This window comes from Paenarthrobacter sp. OM7 (assembly GCF_029873575.1).
Classification (GTDB): Bacteria; Actinomycetota; Actinomycetes; order Actinomycetales; family Micrococcaceae; genus Arthrobacter.
Genome location: NZ_CP123579.1, coordinates 4,465,781 through 4,483,838 on the forward strand (window position 1 = coordinate 4,465,781; position 18,058 = coordinate 4,483,838).

General features: G+C 64.8%; 19 protein-coding genes. 3 read left to right on the top strand and 16 right to left on the bottom strand.

Annotated elements, in window-relative coordinates:
• Positions 1-4 precede the first annotated feature (4 nt).
• From QEH68_RS20625 to QEH68_RS20640, 4 genes are read right to left on the bottom strand one after another with little or no spacing between them, the layout of a single operon-like run.
• Positions 5-1,699: an AMP-binding protein gene (locus tag QEH68_RS20625; RefSeq protein ID WP_280624776.1), complete on the bottom strand. Its 1,695-nt coding sequence runs from the start codon at positions 1,697-1,699 to the stop codon at positions 5-7.
• Positions 1,700-1,757: 58 nt separating this feature from the next.
• Positions 1,758-2,630: an acyl-CoA thioesterase domain-containing protein gene (locus QEH68_RS20630; protein WP_280624778.1), complete on the bottom strand. Its 873-nt coding sequence runs from the start codon at positions 2,628-2,630 to the stop codon at positions 1,758-1,760.
• A gap of 3 nt (positions 2,631-2,633) precedes the next feature.
• Positions 2,634-3,116: a cupin domain-containing protein gene (locus tag QEH68_RS20635; protein ID WP_207595462.1), complete on the bottom strand. Its 483-nt coding sequence runs from the start codon at positions 3,114-3,116 to the stop codon at positions 2,634-2,636.
• A gap of 33 nt (positions 3,117-3,149) precedes the next feature.
• Positions 3,150-4,016: a fumarylacetoacetate hydrolase family protein gene (locus QEH68_RS20640; RefSeq protein WP_280624781.1), complete on the bottom strand. Its 867-nt coding sequence runs from the start codon at positions 4,014-4,016 to the stop codon at positions 3,150-3,152.
• Between the two features lie 135 nt (positions 4,017-4,151).
• Between QEH68_RS20640 and QEH68_RS20645 the strand changes: the two genes are divergently transcribed.
• The gene (locus QEH68_RS20645) at positions 4,152-4,550 is read left to right on the top strand and encodes a RidA family protein (protein ID WP_091463971.1); all 399 of its coding nucleotides are present in this window, start codon (positions 4,152-4,154) and stop codon (positions 4,548-4,550) included.
• A 41-nt stretch (positions 4,551-4,591) separates the two neighbouring features.
• Entirely contained in the window at positions 4,592-4,936 is a 345-nt protein-coding gene (locus QEH68_RS20650) for a DUF1801 domain-containing protein (RefSeq protein WP_280624783.1), read from the top strand.
• Positions 4,937-4,947: 11 nt separating this feature from the next.
• On the opposite strand, the gene QEH68_RS20655 is transcribed toward QEH68_RS20650, so the two are convergent.
• The 12 genes from QEH68_RS20655 to QEH68_RS20710 form a co-directional block, all read right to left on the bottom strand.
• Positions 4,948-5,751, bottom strand: a complete 804-nt coding sequence (locus QEH68_RS20655; protein ID WP_207595466.1) for an IclR family transcriptional regulator C-terminal domain-containing protein — start codon at positions 5,749-5,751, stop codon at positions 4,948-4,950.
• Positions 5,752-5,897: 146 nt separating this feature from the next.
• Positions 5,898-6,566 (bottom strand): 3-oxoacid CoA-transferase subunit B, encoded by a 669-nt coding sequence (locus QEH68_RS20660; protein ID WP_280624788.1) that lies wholly within the window; start codon positions 6,564-6,566, stop codon positions 5,898-5,900.
• A 2-nt stretch (positions 6,567-6,568) separates the two neighbouring features.
• Positions 6,569-7,255, bottom strand: coding sequence for a 3-oxoacid CoA-transferase subunit A (locus tag QEH68_RS20665; protein WP_178993081.1), 687 nt, complete (start codon positions 7,253-7,255; stop codon positions 6,569-6,571).
• A gap of 12 nt (positions 7,256-7,267) precedes the next feature.
• Positions 7,268-8,482 carry a thiolase family protein gene (locus QEH68_RS20670; protein WP_280624793.1) on the bottom strand — a complete coding sequence of 405 codons (1,215 nt, stop codon included), beginning with the start codon at positions 8,480-8,482 and terminating at the stop codon, positions 7,268-7,270.
• 37 nt (positions 8,483-8,519) lie between these two features.
• On the bottom strand, positions 8,520-8,951 hold the full coding sequence (pcaC, locus tag QEH68_RS20675) for a 4-carboxymuconolactone decarboxylase (protein WP_280624795.1): 432 nt from the start codon (positions 8,949-8,951) through the stop codon (positions 8,520-8,522).
• A complete protein-coding gene (locus QEH68_RS20680; RefSeq protein WP_280624797.1) occupies positions 8,948-9,751 on the bottom strand; it encodes an alpha/beta fold hydrolase in 804 nt (267 codons plus the stop codon). The genes pcaC and QEH68_RS20680 overlap by 4 nt, the downstream gene beginning before the upstream one ends.
• On the bottom strand, positions 9,744-11,183 hold the full coding sequence (locus QEH68_RS20685; protein WP_280624799.1) for a lyase family protein: 1,440 nt from the start codon (positions 11,181-11,183) through the stop codon (positions 9,744-9,746). The genes QEH68_RS20680 and QEH68_RS20685 overlap by 8 nt, the downstream gene beginning before the upstream one ends.
• Entirely contained in the window at positions 11,180-11,770 is a 591-nt protein-coding gene (pcaG, locus tag QEH68_RS20690; protein ID WP_207595473.1) for a protocatechuate 3,4-dioxygenase subunit alpha, read from the bottom strand. Before pcaG ends, QEH68_RS20685 begins: the two co-directional genes overlap by 4 nt.
• A 4-nt stretch (positions 11,771-11,774) precedes the next feature.
• Positions 11,775-12,653 (bottom strand): protocatechuate 3,4-dioxygenase subunit beta, encoded by an 879-nt coding sequence (gene pcaH / locus QEH68_RS20695; RefSeq protein ID WP_207595474.1) that lies wholly within the window; start codon positions 12,651-12,653, stop codon positions 11,775-11,777.
• A gap of 54 nt (positions 12,654-12,707) precedes the next feature.
• On the bottom strand, positions 12,708-14,582 hold the full coding sequence (locus tag QEH68_RS20700) for a sugar phosphate isomerase/epimerase and 4-hydroxyphenylpyruvate domain-containing protein (protein WP_280624801.1): 1,875 nt from the start codon (positions 14,580-14,582) through the stop codon (positions 12,708-12,710).
• On the bottom strand, positions 14,582-15,487 hold the full coding sequence (locus tag QEH68_RS20705) for a shikimate dehydrogenase (RefSeq protein ID WP_280624803.1): 906 nt from the start codon (positions 15,485-15,487) through the stop codon (positions 14,582-14,584). Before QEH68_RS20705 ends, QEH68_RS20700 begins: the two co-directional genes overlap by 1 nt.
• A 203-nt stretch (positions 15,488-15,690) precedes the next feature.
• Complete coding sequence (locus QEH68_RS20710; RefSeq protein WP_207595477.1) at positions 15,691-16,461, bottom strand: IclR family transcriptional regulator; 771 nt, start codon at positions 16,459-16,461, stop codon at positions 15,691-15,693.
• A 205-nt stretch (positions 16,462-16,666) separates the two neighbouring features.
• Between QEH68_RS20710 and QEH68_RS20715 the strand changes: the two genes are divergently transcribed.
• On the top strand, positions 16,667-18,004 hold the full coding sequence (locus QEH68_RS20715; RefSeq protein WP_207595478.1) for an MFS transporter: 1,338 nt from the start codon (positions 16,667-16,669) through the stop codon (positions 18,002-18,004).
• The last annotated feature ends 54 nt before the right edge of the window (positions 18,005-18,058 follow it).

Genomic DNA, 18,058 nt, shown 5'->3' on the forward strand with positions numbered 1-18,058 from the left:
CTTCTCAGGCCTGGCTCTGGCCAGCGGGGGTAAGTTGTTCGGTCTGGCTCGCGTTCGTGGTGGCATCCTCAGCGAGGACCTTGTCGCGGAGCTTGAAGTGCTGGAGCTTACCGCTGGGATTGCGCGGAAGTTCGGTGACGAAGCGGACGTCCCGTGGGTACTTGTACGGGGCGATGGTTTGCTTTACGAAGTCCTGGATTTCCTTGCGCTTCGCGGCGTCGCCGGTGACGCCTTCACGCAGGACAATGAACGCGCAGACGATGCTGCCGCGCTCCTCGTCCGGAACTCCGATCACGGCGTTTTCCACGACGTCAGGGTGCTGGTCAATGGCCGTTTCAACCTCTGGAGCGCCGATGTTGTAACCGGAGGAGACGATCATGTTGTCCGAGCGGGCCTGGTAGGTGAAGTAGCCGTCAGCGTCCATGGAGAACGTGTCTCCCGTGACGTTCCACCCGCGGACCACGTAATTCGCTTGGCGGGCGTCGTCCAGGTAGCGGCAGCCGGTAGGGCCAATCACGGCGAGGCGGCCGATGGTGTCCGGGCCGAGTTCGTTGCCGTCGTCGTCCAGGATGGTGGCCCGGTATCCCGGCACAGCGCGGCCCGTGGTTCCCGGACGGATGTCGTCGCCGGCAGCGGATATGAACACGTGCAGCATTTCCGTGGCACCGATCCCGTTGACCAACCGCAGCCCGGTGGCCTGGTGCACGGCCTCCCACGTTTCTTTTGAAAGGTGCTCTCCGGCGGAAACGGCCATGCGCAGGCCACGGAGGAGGTCACCGCGCTGCTCCTTCAGGATGGCGCGGTACGCAGTGGGGGCGGTGAACAAGATGGTGGCCCCGGCTTGCGAGGCGTGCTCCGCCAGTTCCACAGGTCCTGCCTTTTCGGTCAAGAGCGACGACGCCCCAAACCGGAGGGGGAAGACCACCAAACCGCCCAGCCCAAAGGTGAAGGCCAAGGGTGGCGAACCGGCGAAGACGTCCTCCGCGGTGGGCTGCAGGATGTAGCGGGCAAAGGTATCTGCGTTGGCCAGGATGTCCCGGTGGAAGTGCATGGTCACCTTGGGCACCCCGGTGGTGCCCGACGTCGGACCCAGCAAGGCAACGTCGTCGGAGGCTGTGTCCACTGCTGTGAACTTGCCGCTCTTGTGCTCGCAGCGGGAGGCGAGGTCGCCGTCGTCGTCGAATCCGTTACCGGCGCCGTACGTCAGGACGGTGAGGTCGTCCCCGGCAGCAATGGCGAGCTCGTCCACAAACCGGTGGTCCGAAATGGCGACCGTCGGCTTTGTAAGTTGGATGAGCGTGGCCACCTCGGTGGAGCGCAGCATGGGCATGGTGGTGACCACTACGCCGCCGGCCTTCAGAACGCCCAGCCAGGCAGCGACGATCCACGGATTGTTGGGGCCGCGCAGGAGCACGCGGTTTCCGGGAACAACACCGAGGTCCTCGGTGAGGACCTGGGCCACCTGGTTGGATCGCTTCTGGAGCTGACCGTAGGTCCAGACCGTGCCGTCGGGGGTCCACAGGGCCGGGCGGTCCGCGCCGTACTGGTCGACAGCGTCGTCGATCAGCACAGCGGCAGCGTTGAGCCGTTCCGGGTAGTGGAGTTCGGGGAGGGTGAATTCAAGCGCAGGCCAGGTATCGGCGGGCGGCAGGTGGTCGCGGGTGAACGTGTCCACGTGGGCCGATGGCAACATGCTCATGGCCGTTCCTTTCAGTGGTGCGTCGTTGAAGCTGATGGTTGGGGAGGTAGAAAACTCTTTAGGCGCCGGCGCGGATCATGCCCTCCTGGGCCACGGTGGCGAGGAGCCTTCCTTGCAGGTCGAAGAAGCGGCCCATGGCAAGGCCCCGGTTGCTCTGGCCGGAGATGGCTTCCTGGGCATATAAGACCCATTCGTCCGCACGCCCGTCCCGGTGGAACCACATGGAGTGGTCAAGGCTGGCGGTGGCGAGCCCGGGGCTGGACCAGTTCAGTCCGTTGACCCGGAGCAGCGGCTCCAAAATCGTGTAATCGCAGACGTAGGCGAGGGCCGCGCGGTGGAGGTCGGCGTCGTCGGGCAGGGCGTCAAAGGCTTTGACCCAGATGGCTTGCTGAGGCACCGCACCGCCTTCAAGCTCGATGTATACCGGGCCGGGAATATGCCGCATATCGAAGCTACGACCCGTGGACCAATAGTCTGCGGCCGCTCCCTCGGTCCCGTCCAGCGCTTCCGCTGCCGTCCGCAGCGATTCAGGCTCGACGGCGGCAGGCGCCTCAGGCTGGAAGTCCGGCCCGTCCTCGGGAACCTGGAAGGAACCCATCGCGGCATACACGGGCTTGCCGTTCTGGAAGCCGCGAACGGTGCGGGTGGAGTACCCGCGGCCGTCCCTCAGGCGCTCCACTTCGTACCGGACACTGGAACCGATATCCACCGGACGCATGAAGTAGCTGTGCATCGAATGCAGAGTCCTGTCAGCATCAACGGACCGCATCATTGCGGCCGCTGCCTGTGCCACCATGTCTCCACCGTAGGCTTTTGGCCACGGCACGTACTGGGTGGTTGCTTCATACGCTTCATCGAATACTTCGGCCGTTGCCGGCGTGAGCTCGATGGCCTTCAGGAAGGTCTCCGACGTTAGGGTTCCAGTGATCATGGCTTAGGCCCGGCGGTAGTCGGCGAGGGTTTCGTCGGCAACGTCTTCGAGGTTGACCACGAGGTTCTCCGGCGTACGCGCGGTGAGCCAGACCAGTTCTTCCGTGACGGACATGTTGGCTTCTACGTGGGGCATGAAGGGCGGCACGAACACCCAGTCGCCGGCCTTCATGTCGATGAACTCCGAGTAGTCCTCGCCGAAGTAGATGCGGCCGTGGCCCCGGAGTACGTAACCGCCGGTTTCGGCCTCACCGTGGTGGTGCGGCAGTGAGCGGTATCCGGGGGTGTTGGATACCTGGCCGAACCAGATCTTGGTTGCCGGAGTGTGCTGGATGCTCACACCGGAGACGCGGATGCAGTCACCGGACTGGGCGGTATTGGTGTCTTCGGCGCCGGCGCGGGTGACAACGGGGACAACCTTGCCGTCAGCCTGGGCATAGATGGAGTTGTCGCCTTCGAGGCGGTATTCGGTGGTGGTCTGGCTCATGGGTTTGTCTCCTTTGGTGTGGTGTGACGTTTCTTAGGCGGGGACTGCGACAGGCGCGTGGATCCGGAACGTGTTTTCCAGCCGGCCGATCCCGTCGATCTCGGTGGCGAGGACGTCTCCGTCCTTGAGGAAGCGGGGCGGGGTCATCCCCATACCCACTCCCCCGGGCGTGCCCGTGAGGACAAGGTCGCCAGGACGCAGGATGGTGAACTGCGAAATGTAGGACAAGAGCTGCGCCGGGCCGAACACCAAGGTGCTGGTGTTTCCGTGCTGGACGAGCTCTCCGTTGACGTACCCACGGACGTTGAAGCCCTCGACGTCATGGGGGCCGGATTCATCCGCAGTGACCATGACCGGCCCTACCGGAGTGGTGCCGTCCCAGGCTTTACCTTGGAACCACTGCAGCGTCCGGCTCTGCCAGTCGCGCATGGAGACATCGTTGGCCACGGTGTACCCGGCGATGGACTCACGGGCCCGGTCTTCATCGGCGCGGAACAGTTCAGAACCCACGACGACGGCGAGCTCGGCTTCCCAGTCGACGCGGCCGCTGCCGTGGACTTCCACAGCGTCGTTTGCGCCCACCAGGGTGTCCGCGTACTTGGCGAACAGCGTGGGGTACTCCGGAAGGTCGCGGCCCATTTCCTGGATGTGGTCCCCGTAGTTCAGGCCGCAGCAGATGACCTTGCCGGCCCGGGGAAGGAGTGGGGCGAGGTCCGCGTCAGCTGCTGCTATCACGGTCTGGTCCGTGGATGCTGCGGCCTCTTCCACCACAGCACGCCACTCCGGTTGGGCCAGGAGCGCCCCAACGTCTGTGGCGGGCAGCGCGAGGTAAGAGTCGGCTCCCGTGGCGAGTGCCGCCGTCGTACCTCCGTTGGCCGTGCGCAAGGTGGCGAGTTTCATTGCAGGTTCCCTTCGAGTTTTACGATGTGTCGACTTTTTTACGATCGTCACATATGCTCAACGTAGCACGGCGGAAATGATCTGCACAGAGGCTTTCCAAAAGTTTTTGCAGTTGCCACAACGAGGAGGAACAGCATGAGCCACCAGACGATCAACCCGGAATCGCTGCCCAAGCCATCAGGCTTCGCGCACGGCATTCTTGCCGGCAACACAGTTTTCCTGGGTGGACAGACGGCCCTGGACAAGAACATGAACATTGTTCCCGGCGGCATCGTGGAGCAGTTCACTCAGGCCTTCTCCAACGTGATCACCACGCTGCGTGAAGCCGGTGGAGAACCCGAGGATTTGGTCAACGTGACCATTTACCTCACGGACGTGGACGACTACATGGCCAACGGTCGCGAAATCGGACGCATCTGGCGCGAGATGGCGGGATCGCAGTATCCGGCAATGGCTGGCATCGGTGTCACACGGCTGTGGCAGAAGGAGGCCCTGATCGAAATCCAGGGCATCGCGGTCATTCCCGAGCGCTGAGCCTCTGGCCGTACCGGGCGCCTGTGGTGAACCATGTCCCTATGGGAACTGTCACCGAATACTTGGAGAACGTCAGCGAGGCCAACCGCGGGATCCTTGAGCGGATTGTGGGGATCGCCCGCGAGCTCGCACCGGAGGCCGAGGAAGGCGTCAGCTACGGGATGCCCGCGCTGCTGGTTGATGGCAAGGGCTTCCTGAGCGTGCAGGAAACCAAAAAGCACCTGGCACTGTATCCGTTCAGTGGGCAGATCCTGCCTGAGATGTCGGAAGAGCTGGGCGGCTACTCATGGTCGCCGGGGACGCTGCGGTTTTCGGCGGACAACCCCGTCCCGGACTCGCTGGTGCGGCGGATCCTGGAGACGCGGCTGGCTTCGATCCGGAAGTAGGTTGTGACGGCCTAGTGCTTCGCCGAGACGTCCTGCGAGATGGCGTTGGCCGTGGCCACCACTTCCTGCCGCACTGCATCGAGGTACTTCTCCGGATCCGGCTGGGCTGCTACCGCCTGGGCCTGAAGGGACACGTTGATCGCAGCCACATTATCGCCATTGTTGTGGTTCCACACCGGCGCGGCGATGGACATCAGCCCGATCTCCAGCTCCTGGTCCAGCAGGCACCAGCCTTGCGTACGGACGCGTTCGACGGCGGCCCTCAGGTCGGGGACGCTGGCGACGGTTCGCGGCGTGAGCGGGGTGAGTTCCGCCGTCGTGAGGTAAGCCTCCAGCTTGGCCTGCGGCAGGCCGGCGAGCAGCACCCGGCCCATGGAGGTGGCGTAAGCGGGGAAGCGGGTGCCGACCGTGATGCCGACATTCATAATCCTGCGGGTGGCGACACGGGCCACGTAGAAGATGTCCGGTCCGTCCAGGACCGCGGCGGACGTGGACTCCCCCAGTTTCAGGCTCAGTTGCTCCAAGTGCGGCTGGGCCAACTGCGGCAGGGACAGCGCCGACAGGTAGGAGTAGCCAAGCTGCAGCACCTTGGCCGTGAGGGCGAAGGTCTTGCCGTCGGTGCGGACGTAGCCGAGCTCCACCAGGGTGTGCAGGAACCTCCGGGCCGTGGCGCGCGTCAGGTCAGTACGGGCGGCGACTTCGCTGAGGGTCATCACCGGGTTGTTCGCATCGAACGCCCGGATCACTGCGAGACCCCGGGCCAACGACTGGACGTACTGGTCGCTGGCCTGCGGGGTAACTGCGGAGTCGGTCATGGTTACCAATCCTAGGGTGCGTTGCGGGCCTCGCAACGAGAGGGCCGAACTTGCGGGGCCTACTCTGCAGGGTTAGCACCCCGGAAACCCTGCACAGCGGGCCTCGCAACGAGGAGCCCGAATTTGCGGGGCCTGCTCTGCCTTTGTTAGGCCGACTTTTTCAACGGCAGCGGTACGAGCTCCTGAATTTCCTCGAACGTGCAGCCGAACGTCTCCCGGACGGTGACGCCGTCGGGGCCGGTGAGGAAGACGGCTTTGTCTGTGTACACGCGGGTCACGCAGCCGACGCCGGTCAGCGGGTAGGTGCACTGCTCCACGAGCTTGGATACGCCCTCGCGGGTCAACAAGGTCATCATCACGAAGACGTCCTTGGCGCCGGTGGCAAGGTCCATTGCGCCACCGACGGCGGGGATGGCGTCCGGGGCGCCGGTGTGCCAGTTGGCGAGGTCACCGGTGGCGGAGACCTGGAACGCGCCGAGGACACAGATGTCCAGGTGCCCGCCGCGCATGATCGCGAACGAGTCTGCGTGGTGGAAGTACGAGGCACCGGGCAGCTCGGTGACGGGGATCTTCCCGGCATTGATTAAGTCACCATCGACGTCACCGCCCTCAGCGGCCGGGCCCATGCCGAGCATCCCGTTCTCCGTGTGGAGCGTGATGTTTTGTTCCTCGGTGAGGTAGTTGGACACGAGCGTCGGCTGGCCGATGCCCAGGTTCACGAAGGAACCCGGGGCGATGTCGCGGGCCACCAGCTGGGCGAGCTCGTCGCGGCCCAGCGGCTTCTCGGACGTCTGGATGCTTGTCTGGGGGCTCATGCTCAGGCCACCTTTTCTTTTGTTCCGGCAGAATCGACGCGGACCACACTGTTGACGTAAATCCCCGGGGTCACCACGTTCTCCGGATCCAGGGAACCGGTGGGCACGATCTCCGAGACCTGCACAATCGTGTGCTTGGCCGCGGCAGCCATGATGGGCCCGAAGTTCCGGGCGGTCTTGCGGTACACGAGATTGCCCTTGCCGTCGGCCTTGAGTGCCTTGATGAGGGCGACGTCGGCGTGGATCGGTGTCTCGAACACCTGCCACTTCCCGTCCAGCAAACGGGTTTCCTTGCCCTCCGCCAGGGTGGTCCCGTACCCGGTGGGCGTGAAGAACCCGCCGATTCCGGCACCGGCTGCGCGGATGCGTTCGGCCAGGTTGCCCTGTGGGACCAGTTCCAGCTCGATCTCGCCGGCGTGGAACTTGGCGTCGAAGTGCCAGGAATCGGACTGCCGAGGGAAGGAACAGATCATCTTGCGGACCCGGCCTTCCTTGATCAGCAGCGCCAAGCCTTGGTCGCCCTGGCCGGCGTTGTTGTTGACCACGGTCAGGTCCTTGGCACCGCAATCCATCAGGGCGTCGATGAGTTCGAACGGCTGCCCGGCGTTGCCGAAGCCACCGATCATCACTGTGGATCCGTCCTTGATGCCGGCGACTGCCTCGCCAACAGTGTCAATAAAATTCAACATGACCAGCCCTTTCTATGCCGAAGCGCCGGCAGTGACGTTTTCGAGCACCACGGCCAGTCCTTGGCCCACGCCGATGCAGATCGCTGCAACGCCCCAGCGCTGCCCGGAAGCCTGCAAGGAACGGGCCAGCGTGCCAAGGATGCGGGTACCGGAGGCACCCAGCGGGTGGCCCATCGCGATCGCACCGCCGTGGCGGTTCACGATCCCGGGGTCGATCCCCCATGCGTCAACGCACGCCAGCGACTGCGCGGCGAACGCTTCATTAAGTTCGACGGCGCCAACCTGGTCCCAGCCGATGCCCGCCTTAGCGAGGGCCTTGTTCGCCGCTTCAACCGGGGCGAATCCGAAAAACTGGGGATCATTGCCATGCGCGCCGCGGCCGGCAATGCGGGCGAGGGGCTCCAGGCCCAGCATCCCAGCAGCCGCTTCCGAACCGATCCATGCCGCCGAAGCACCATCAGACAACGGCGAGGCATTCCCGGCGGTGACCGTACCGCCGTCGGGCCCCGACGACTCAGGCCGGAACACCGTCTTCAACCCGGCCAGCTTCTCCGCCGATGATCCGGCGCGGATTCCCTCATCACGGACCAGATCAGTGCCCGGAACCTGCGACACCAAAGAATCGTAGAAGCCTTCGTTCCACGCAGCGTCGGCCAGATTGTGCGAATCAGCCGCAAAAGCATCCTGCCGCTCCCGGGTGATCCCGTACTTCTCGCGCAGCCGCTCTGTGGCCTCACCCAGGGAGATGGTCCAGTCCTTGTTCATCGCAGGGTTCACCAAACGCCAACCCAGCGTGGTGGAAGCGAGGGTCATATCCCCGGCCGGGTAGGGCTTGGAGGTCTTTGGCAACACCCACGGCGCACGGCTCATGGATTCGGCACCGCCTACCAGCATGAGGTCGGCGTCGCCGGCGTTGATCTGCCGCGAAGCGATGATCGCCGCGTCCAGGGACGAGCCGCACAGCCGGTTGACCGTGGTGCCCGGGATGGAAACGGGCAAGCCAGCCAACAGGGTAGCCATGCGGGCGACGTTGCGGTTTTCCTCGCCGGCACCGTTGGCGTTGCCGAACACCACCTCGTCGATCCGCTCAACATCCAGCCCCGGCGCCCGGCGAACAGACTCACGGACCACGTGGGCGGCAAGGTCATCGGGACGGACAGCGGCAAGGCCGGAGCCGAACTTGCCAAAGGGCGTGCGCACGGCGTCGTACACAAAAGCCTGGTTCATGGGTTTCTCTTTCGTTCTTCCCACCTGGGTGGGGGACTTAGTTGGGTTCGTTGGCGTCCAGGTCAGCGAATACTTTCTGGGCCGTCTTGAAGGCCGAATTGGCCGACGGAACACTGCAATAAATGGCGGTCTGCAGCAGGATTTCCTTGATCTCGTCCCTGCTGAGGCCGTTGTTGAGGGCCGCCCGGACGTGCATGGCGAGCTCCTCCCAGTGACCGTGGGCCACCAGTGCTGTGAGGGTGACCGCGGATCGCATTTGCCGGCTGAGGCCGGGTCGCGTCCAGATGCCACCCCAGGCGATCCTGGTGATCATGTCCTGGTAGTCCTCGGTAAAGGAATCCTTGGTGGCGTTGGCCCGGTCCACGTGCGCATCGCCCAGCACCTCGCGGCGGACCACCATGCCGGCGTCGTAAATGTCCTGGGCGGTAGCGCCGGGCTGTACGGCGCCGTTGTGGTCGGAAGTAGTCACAGTCCGTTCTCCTTCATGAAGGTGCGCATCAATTCCGCCACGGCGGCGGGCGCCTCGGCGGGGGCGAGGTGGGCGACGCCGTCGAGCGCTACAGCCCGGGCGGTACCGCCGCCTGCGGTAATACCGGCGGCAACAGCTTCGGCGAACGACGGCGGAGCAACAGAATCTTCGACGCCGGCGATCGCCAGCGTGGGGACGGTGATGCTGCCGAGCTGCTCGCGGACGTCGAACGACGCCAGGGCTTCGCAGCAGAACGAGTAGCCGAAGCGGTCGGCGTCGCGCAGGGCGTGCAGGAGCCGGCTGCTGATGTCCGGCTGGCGGTCCATGAATCCGGGCGCAAACCAACGCTCCGCGGAGCCTTGGATCATCACGGGCGTGCCCAGTTTGCGGACGGTCTCCGCGCGTTCCAGCCAGCCTTCCGGGGTGCCGAGCTTGGCACCGGTGCACTGGACAGACAGGCTGCGGAGGCGGTCGCCGTGCTTGATCCCGAGCTGCAGGCCGGTGGCCCCGCCCAGGGAGACACCGGCGTAGTGGAACTTTCCGCCCGGCGAAACAGAGTCGACAAGATCGACGACGGCGTCGGCCAGTTCCGCAACTTCGAAACCTTCGGTGGTGGTCGGCGAGATGCCGTGGCCGGGGAGGTCCCAGCCGATGACGTCGTACTCGTCGCCCAGGAGGGCAGCGGTTTCCGTCCACAGCACAGTGGAGGTGCCCAGCGACGGGCCCACCACCAGGAGCGGCTTCGCTCCCAGTTCGCGCTGCGGGGAGAGCAGCACGGCCTTGACAGTTGGCTTAGCCACGAGTGGCTCCCTTCGATGAGGCTTCGATCCCTTTAGTGGGCGCTGCAAAGTGCGGGTACGCGGCGAGGATACGGCGGCTGATCTCACGCGCTTCGCCGACGTAGCTCGCCGGATCCAGCAGCGCCTCAAGTCCGGCGTCCGAGAGCTGGTCCGCCGGAACGGTTTCGCGCAGCAGTTTGGTGTAAATGCGGGTCTGTTCGGCGGCGGGCGCCTTCAAGGTTTCGTCGACGACGGCCTGCAGCTTCTGCTTTCCTTCCTCACCCAGGAGCGGTGCGACGGCGGCCACCACCCCTTCGCTGAGGAGCAGCGGTCCCGAGATGTCGAGGTTCCGGCGCATTGCGTCGGGGAAGACCCGGAGGCCTTCTGCGAGTTCGCGGAGGTGTCCCGCAGCGGCCATGGCCAGGGCGAGCAACTGGCGCAGGGCCGGCCATTCACTATGCCAGGCGCCGTCCGGCCGCTCGTCGTTGAAAGTTGCAGCCGCGATATGGAGTTGCGATGCCAGCCCGGGAGCCTGCAACGCCGCACTGCGGATCAGCACCGACAAGACAGGGTTCTGCTTCTGCGGCATGGCCGAGGAAACTCCGCGTCCGGCCGCCAACGGTTCGCCAAGTTCGCCGACTTCCGGGCGGCTCAGGAACAGCAGGTCGGCAGCAATCTTGCCGAAGGAATCGATCAGTGCAGCGAGCCCGTCGCCGAGGGCAGTGATCGCGAGGCGGTTGGTGTGCCACGGGGCGGGGGCGGGTGCGAGGCCCAGTGCGGCGGCCAGTGCATCGGCCAGTGTGAACGGCGTCGCGGCCGATCCGGCAGTCAGCTTGGTACCCGAGGCCAGCGTTCCACCAGCCCCACCAAACTGCACCGGCAACTCCAGGGATTCCAACCGCTCAGCAGCAGCGGCCACGCCCTGGAACCACTGGGCGGCCTTGAGCCCGAAGGTGTACGGAAGCGCATGCTGCGTCAGGCTCCTGCCCACGCACAGCGTGTCCGCATATTGCTCCGCCAAGGTAGCCAGCGCCGTCGTCGTGCCCTTGGCCTCTGCCAGCAACGCCGTAACGGTGCGGCTGGCGAGCAGCATGAGCGCGGAGTCGAGGACGTCCTGGCTGGTCAGCGAGGTGTGGACAGCGGAATTCGCGCCAACGCCGGCGGTATCCAACTCCCGGACCCGGGCCCGCAGATCACCGAGCAGGGGGATGACCGGGTTTCCGCCACCCTGGGCGCGTTCCGCTACCGAAAGAACGTCGTAAGAACCGGCATCGGCGGCTTCGGCCACCACGGCGGCGGATCCTGCGGGAGCCAGTCCCGCCTCCTCAAGGACGGCAGCCCAGGAGGCTTCGACGTCGAGGATTGCCGTGATCACGGCACGGTCGCCCGTCAGCGCCGCCACAGTGGGCGAGGCCGAGACGGGGCTGAGGAGGCCGAAGTCGCCGTTGGTCATGCCTGGTCCGTCGCCAGATCCAGCGAGCCGTCCTGCTGGAAATCCAGGAAGACGGTCTCGTCGCCACCCTGCAGGCGGATGTCCCAGGTGAGGCCACCGTCAGGATCGCGGCGGGCGATGAGCGTCTTGCGGCGCTCCGGGTCCAGGGAGCTCAGCAAAGGATCGTTGGCCAGGGCTTCCTCGTTCTCCGGCAGGTAGACGCGGGTGAAGAGGCGGTTCATTAGGCCACGGGCAAACACGGCCACGGAGATGAACGGTGCTGCGCCGGGTGCCGTAGGGCCGGGGTTGACGGTGGTGAACGTGTAGACGCCGGAGTTGCCCACGGAGCCACGGCCCCACCCGGTGAAGGTGTAGCCGTCGCGGACCAAGGAACCGGTGCGCTGGACGATGTTGCCGTCGGAATCCGGCTGCCAGATTTCCAGGATGGCGTCCGGAATGGCATCACCGGCGCCGTCGTACACGGTGCCTTGGAGGCGGATGCTGCCGGGGCTGCCGGGAGCCAGGAGTTCGTTGTCCTTGTTAAAGGGGAGGGCGTAGCCGTAGAAGGGTCCTACGGTCTGGCCCGGTGTGGGTGCCAGCTTGCTCATGCGCTTACTCCTCGTCCCCGGCGTCGCCGTATGCTTCGTTTTCGGTCCAGGTGCGCTTGGAACCGGTCAGGATGATGTCCCACTTGTAGCCGAGGGCCCACTCGGGGCTGGTGAGCTCGTGGTCGTACTGGGCCACCAGGCGGTCGCGGGCATCCTGGTCCACGATGGACTGGTAGATGGGATCCAGCGGGAAGAGCTGGTCGCCCGGGAAGTACATCTGGGTGACGATCCGCTGGGTGAACTCCGAGCCGAACATGGAGAAGTGGATGTGCGCCGGGCGCCAGGCGTTCAGGTGGTTCTTCCACGGGTAGGCGCCGGGCTTGATGGTGGTGAAGCTGTACGAGCCGTCGTCACCGGTGATGCACCGGCCGACGCCGGTGAAGTTCGGGTCCAGCGGTGCGGGGTGCTGGTCGCGCTTGTGGATGTAGCGGCCTGATGCGTTGGCCTGCCAGATCTCCACCAGCTGGCCCGCCACCGGACGGCCATCACCATCGAGTACGCGGCCGGATACGATGATGCGCTCACCCTGCGGTTCGCCGTTGTGCTGGATGGTCAGGTCGGATTCCAGGGCGTGCACGTCCTGGTGTCCGAATGCCGGCGAGTAAAGCTCAATGGTCTCCGGGTCCGCGTGGTGCAGGCTCTTGGTGGGATGGCGCAGGATGCTGCTGCGGTACGGCGCGTAGTCCAGCCGCGGCATGGTCTCCGGTCCCTTGCCGTTCTTCAACGCCTCGGCGTAGCGGTCCCCGATGCCCTTGATCTCAGCACTGAGATCCGCTTGGGTTTCCACCTTCTTGGCTGGATGGGCGGCATTTGCGGCGTGTGGCTCAGCGGGCGGCACGAGTTCCTCGGATTCGAGCGCCTGTGCTGTCTGTTCTTGCGGCACGGCCGGCTCCTTTCGGTTGGTGGGTTCTCTTGGGTTTGCGGGGTGGCGGCGGGTTTACACCCGGTGGAGCGAGTCGTATTGGACGGCGTGGCGCACCGGGGCGTTGGGCGCCCCGTAGCCGTCGTAATTGCCGCGGCGCTCCACCATTTCGAAGAACACACTGCCCACGGTGGCGGTGTAGAAGTGGAGGAATTCGCCGTTGGCGTCCCGGTCATACAGGAGGTTGAGCTCCTTGAGGGTGGCCAGGAAACCGGGTTCAAGATCGAACCGGGCGTCCAGGTCCTCGTAATAGTTGGCCGGAATTTGCAGGAACTCAAGGCCTCTTCCTTGGGCGGAGCGGGCAGCCGCCACGAGGTCGTCCACGGCGAAGGCGATGTGTTCCTGGTACGTTTTACGGGCTGTTTGGGCCTGCTGCGCGGGCGCCAGGTTCAGGACCAGCCTGATCGCACCGTTGCTGGTCTCCATGACCTGCGAGCGCACCAGGCCATTGGGGCTGGGAACCTCAGCGAACGGCTGTGGTTCCAAAGCCAACGCGCTGGTGTAGAAGAGCACAGCCTCGTCAAAGTGTTGCCACGGCTGGGCCAGGTTGACGTGGTCAATCACTGCGTTCTGTGCGCTGGAGGCGTGCTCCTGGCCTTCGCCGAACTCGTGCGTCCACGCCGCGGTCCCATCCGGGCTGCCCTGGCAGAGGAAGATCTCGGTGGAGTCCGGTGCGGAGATGCCTTGGAAGACCTCCTCGTCCGCCTGGACCTTGCGGGCCACCACGGGAGCCTTGAGCTGCTGGGCGCGAGCGGAGGCAATCACTGGAGAGTCGACGTCGAATCCCAAAGCGGCAATGGCAGGTTCAGCGTTTTGTGCCGCCTGTTCGTTGATGATCACGCGCGCCTGTCCCATGGTCCATAGTTGGACGTCCTTGGTGCGGTGGCGGCCTTCGAACCCGAAGCCGAGCTGGCCCAGGAGCTTCTCCAGCTGCGCGGTGTCGTCAGCCTTGACCTCGGCGAAGTTGAAGCCGGCGGGTTCGTTCACCTTGGGCAGCGTGGCAAGTTCCATGGGATAACGACGGCGGGACGCGCTTTCGTTGCCGGCGGCTTCGGTTCCCGCGGGGCTGCTTGCCAGCCACTGGGCGCTCTGCTCCTCCAGCCAGATCAACGAACGCATGGCGTCAACGGCGGTGCGATCCGTGTCGGACTGCCGGAAGACGTCATTAAAGACTTCCAAGGAGACCGGCCCCGTGTAGCCGGCCCGGACGACGTGGCCCATGAACTTTGCGAGCTCGAACTGCCCTTCGCCCGGGAACACGCGGTAGTGGCGGCTCCAGGAGAGGACGTCCATGGAGAGCTTGGGGGCATCGGCAACCTGGACGAAGAAGATCTTCTCCGCGTTGATGTCCTCGATGGGCGCGGTGTCCCAGTCACGGGAGAGGATGTGGAAGGAGTCCAGGCAGGTGCCCAGGTTGGGGTGGTTCACCATCTCCACCAGGCGGTAGGCGTGCTCGTAGTCGTTGACATACTTGCCCCAGGCCAGCGCTTCGTAAGCAACGTTGACGCCGTGGGCCCCCGCAAGTTCGGCGAGTTCGGCCAGCTGCCCGGCCCTCAGCGCGTCATCGTCGATGGTTGCCGTGGCGACGTTGGAGCAGACCAGGATGGTGTCCATGCCCAGGCGTTCCATCAGGTTGAACTTGGCCTCGGCGCGCTTAAGGTTGGCCTTCAGCAAGTCCGGAGTGACGCCGTCGAAATCCCTGAACGGCTGGTACAAATCCAAGCCCAACCCGAGATCCGCCGCCATTTTCCGGACTTCTTCCGGACTGTGCGGCGAGGTCACAAGGTCCTGCTCGAAGATCTCGATTCCGTCGAAGCCAGCAATGGCGCAGGCCTGCATCTTCTCTTTCAAAGTGCCGGACAGGCAGACGGTGGCGATTCCGGTGCGCATCAGCGGCCTGCCTTCGCGAGTGCCGGGGCTGCTGCATCCTCGGCGGCGATCAGCTCCAGGAAGTGTGCGCGCATGCGGTCGCGGTCGGCTTCCCGTCCGGTGATGAGTTTGAAGGCGTCGGCCGCCTGGCCCACCGCCATCCGGCCGCCGTCGAGGACGTCGCAGCCCTTGGCGCGCGCTTCGCGGACCAGCTGGGTTTCGATGGGGCGGTAGACGATGTCCGCCACCCAGTGGCGCGGTTCCAGGAGATCGATGTCCAGCGGCAGGCCGGGGTGGGCGGCCATTCCGACCGGCGTGCAGTGCACCAGGCCGTCGGCGAGGGGCATGATCCGCGGGAGTTCGTCGGTGCTCCGCGGCGTAACGGTGGCATCGGGGAAAAGCCCCCCGAGTTCAGCGGCGCGCTCAGCGGCCCGGGCCGGGTCCATGTCCACGAGGTCCAGCGTGCCAACGCCGGCTGTGAGGAGCGCGTAGGCCACGGCCGAGCCGGCGCCGCCTGCGCCCAGCTGGACCACGCGGTCCAGCGTCGCCCCGGGGAGCCCGTCGGCGAGCGCCGAGCCGAAGCCGGAGAAGTCGGTGTTGTGGCCAATAAGCCGACCGTCCTGAATCAAGACTGTATTGACGGCACCCAGGCGACGGGCGTCGTCGGAAATTTCATCAAGGTGCTCTAACACCAGCTGCTTGCACGGGTGCGTGATGTTGAGGCCGTTGAAGCCCATGCGCTGGGCGGCGGTCAGGAGATCCCCGACGGCGGTGGCTGGCAACTCGAGTTCCAGCAGGTCGATGGGGCGGTACAGCAAGCGAAGGCCCTGCACATCGGCTTCGCGTTCGTGCATTGGCGGCGTGAGCGAGGGCATGACGCCTTCGCCTATGAGGCCCACCAGAACGGACTCGGCTCGGTTGCTCATCCTAAAGCTCCTTTGACTTCAGCACCGCGGGATTCGGCGCCTTTTGGGGGCGCCGCCTGACCGGGTGTTCTTAGATTACTACAAGTGTTCATATTCCGCACGCATGTTCTTATCGCGAACATCTGCGAAGGGCACTCCCAACCAGGTAACAGATAACGCTCCACTGGGGGCTCATAGCGACAGTTGCTGTCACCTGGTCGGGATTAGCGCTGGGGCAGGCGGGCCGCGAGTTCAGCCGCAGCCTCCTGCAGGGTGGGCACGTGGGCGATCAGCTCCTCCATGGTCATGCGAAACACCGGCACGGCGACGGCCACCGAGGCGAAGGCGTGACCCTGCGAATTGAGGACGGGAACAGCAACGGCGCGCATGCCGATCTCATTCTCTTCGTCCATCACTGCGTAGCCCTGCCGGCGGACTTGCTCGATCTCCTCACGAAACGTGTCGCGATCGGTGATGGAATGCTGGGTGAGCGGATCCAGGGGGAGCTCCTCCAAGAGCCGCTTGCGCTCAATCTCATCCTCGAACGCCACGATCGCCTTGCCCACCGATGTTGTATGGAGCGCCCCGAGATGGCCGGGGTCGCTGGTGACGCGGAAGGTCTTGGGGCCGTCCACCTTGTTGACCGTCAGATGGTGGTTGCCATCGCGAACGGAGAGGATGGTGGCCTCATGCGTGCGATCGGTAACCCGCTGCAGGACGGGCAGCGCAGTTGCGGCGAACCCATGGTGGTTCGATACCCGCTGACCGAGCTGGAAGACGCGCAAGCCCAAGTGATACCGGCGCCCGTCGGGCTCGTAATCCACAAAGCCATCGCGCGTCAGCGAGCCCAGCAGGCGGTATGTGGTGCTGAACGGCAGCCCGGCACTCCTCGCAAGATCCGCCGCACTGGCGCCGCGCGGCTCATCGCCCAGTAGTACCAGCAAGCTCAGTGCCTTGCCGACCATGTCTGTCTTTGTGTCCTCTTTCACACTCATAGCTCGATGCTCTCACATAGTGAGAGCTATTTCTAGATGGTGGTGACTTCTCTTGACAAGTGACCCCACTCACAGCCACTATTGCTGTATTGCACAAGTAACTCTCACCATGTGGTTACTTGTCTGGGATTGACCGGCCGCACCTCGCTTGGGTCTCCCCACGAAAGCCAGATCCGCGACATCGTCGTCACAGAAGGAACCACCCATGAGCCAAACAATGCCGTCAGCGACGCCAGGCACTGAAACCGCCGCCGGAACCCCCAAGAAAGCCGCGCTTGCCAGCTTCCTGGGCAGCGCCGTCGAGTACTACGACTTCTTCATCTTCGGCTCGGCCGCGGCCCTGATCTTCCCCCACGTGTTCTTCCCGTCCGCCGATGCCAACGCGGCCATCATGTCCTTCGCGACGTTCGGCTTCGCTTATGTTGCCCGCCCCGTGGGCGCGGTGATCCTGGGCCACTTCGGTGACAGGATCGGCCGGCAGAAGGTGCTCATGTTCACCTTGGTCCTGATGGGTGCAGCTACCTTTGTGATCGGCTGTCTCCCCGACTTCAAGACCATCGGCTGGTGGGCGCCCGTCCTGCTGGTTCTGGCCCGTCTTTGCCAGGGCCTCTCGGCTGCCGGCGAGCAGGCTGGCGCCTCGTCCATGACGCTGGAGCACGCTCCGGACAACCGCCGCTCGTTCTTCACCTCGTGGACCCTCACCGGCACCCAAGGCGGCCAGATCCTGGCAGCGCTGGTCTTCATTCCTGTGGTGGCCCTGCCGGACGACATCAAGTACGGCATTGGCTGGCGTATTCCGTTCTGGTTGAGCGCTGTCGTGGTTCTGGTGGCGTTCTTTATCCGCCGCACGCTGCACGAGCCCCCGGCATTCGCAGAAGCCAAGAAGAACAACGAAATCTCCAAGCTCCCTGTTGCCGACCTGCTCCGCCTGCACTGGCGCGATGTCCTGCGCGTCGTCTGCTGCGCCTTCATCGCCGCAGTGAGCACCGTGTTCGGAACGCTCGCCATCAAGTACGCCCAGGACGTCGCCGGGGTCAACAGCACCATCACCCTGTGGCTCGTAGTTGTAGCCAACATCGTGGCCCTCGGAACACAGCCCCTGTTCGGCATGCTTTCGGACAGGATCGGCCGCAAGCCCGTCTTCATCTACGGCGCCCTTGCCAGCGCCGTCATGACCCCGGTCTTCCTGCTCACCCTGGAATCGGGCAATGTGCCGCTGATGTTCCTGGTGTCCGTGGTGTTCTTCTCCTTCGGGTACGCCGCTGCCAACGCAGTATGGCCGTCCTTCTACGGTGAAATGTTCAGCACCAAGGTCCGCTTCTCCGGCCTGGCTATCGGCACCCAGCTCGGCTTCCTCATGGCAGGGTTCGCCCCGGCAATCGTGACTGCACTGGGCGGAACCAAGCCCGGCGGGTGGGTGCAGATCTCCATCTTCACCGCCGTGATCTGCGTGATCGCAGCCGTCTCAGCCATGACGGCCCGCGAATCAGCCAAGACCCCAACTGCGGAGCTCGGCCTGCCCAAGCAAGCCCAGCACGCCTAAGCCCGACGCTTCTTCCCAGTGAGCTGGGACCAAGGCAGCGAAAACCCGGACTGT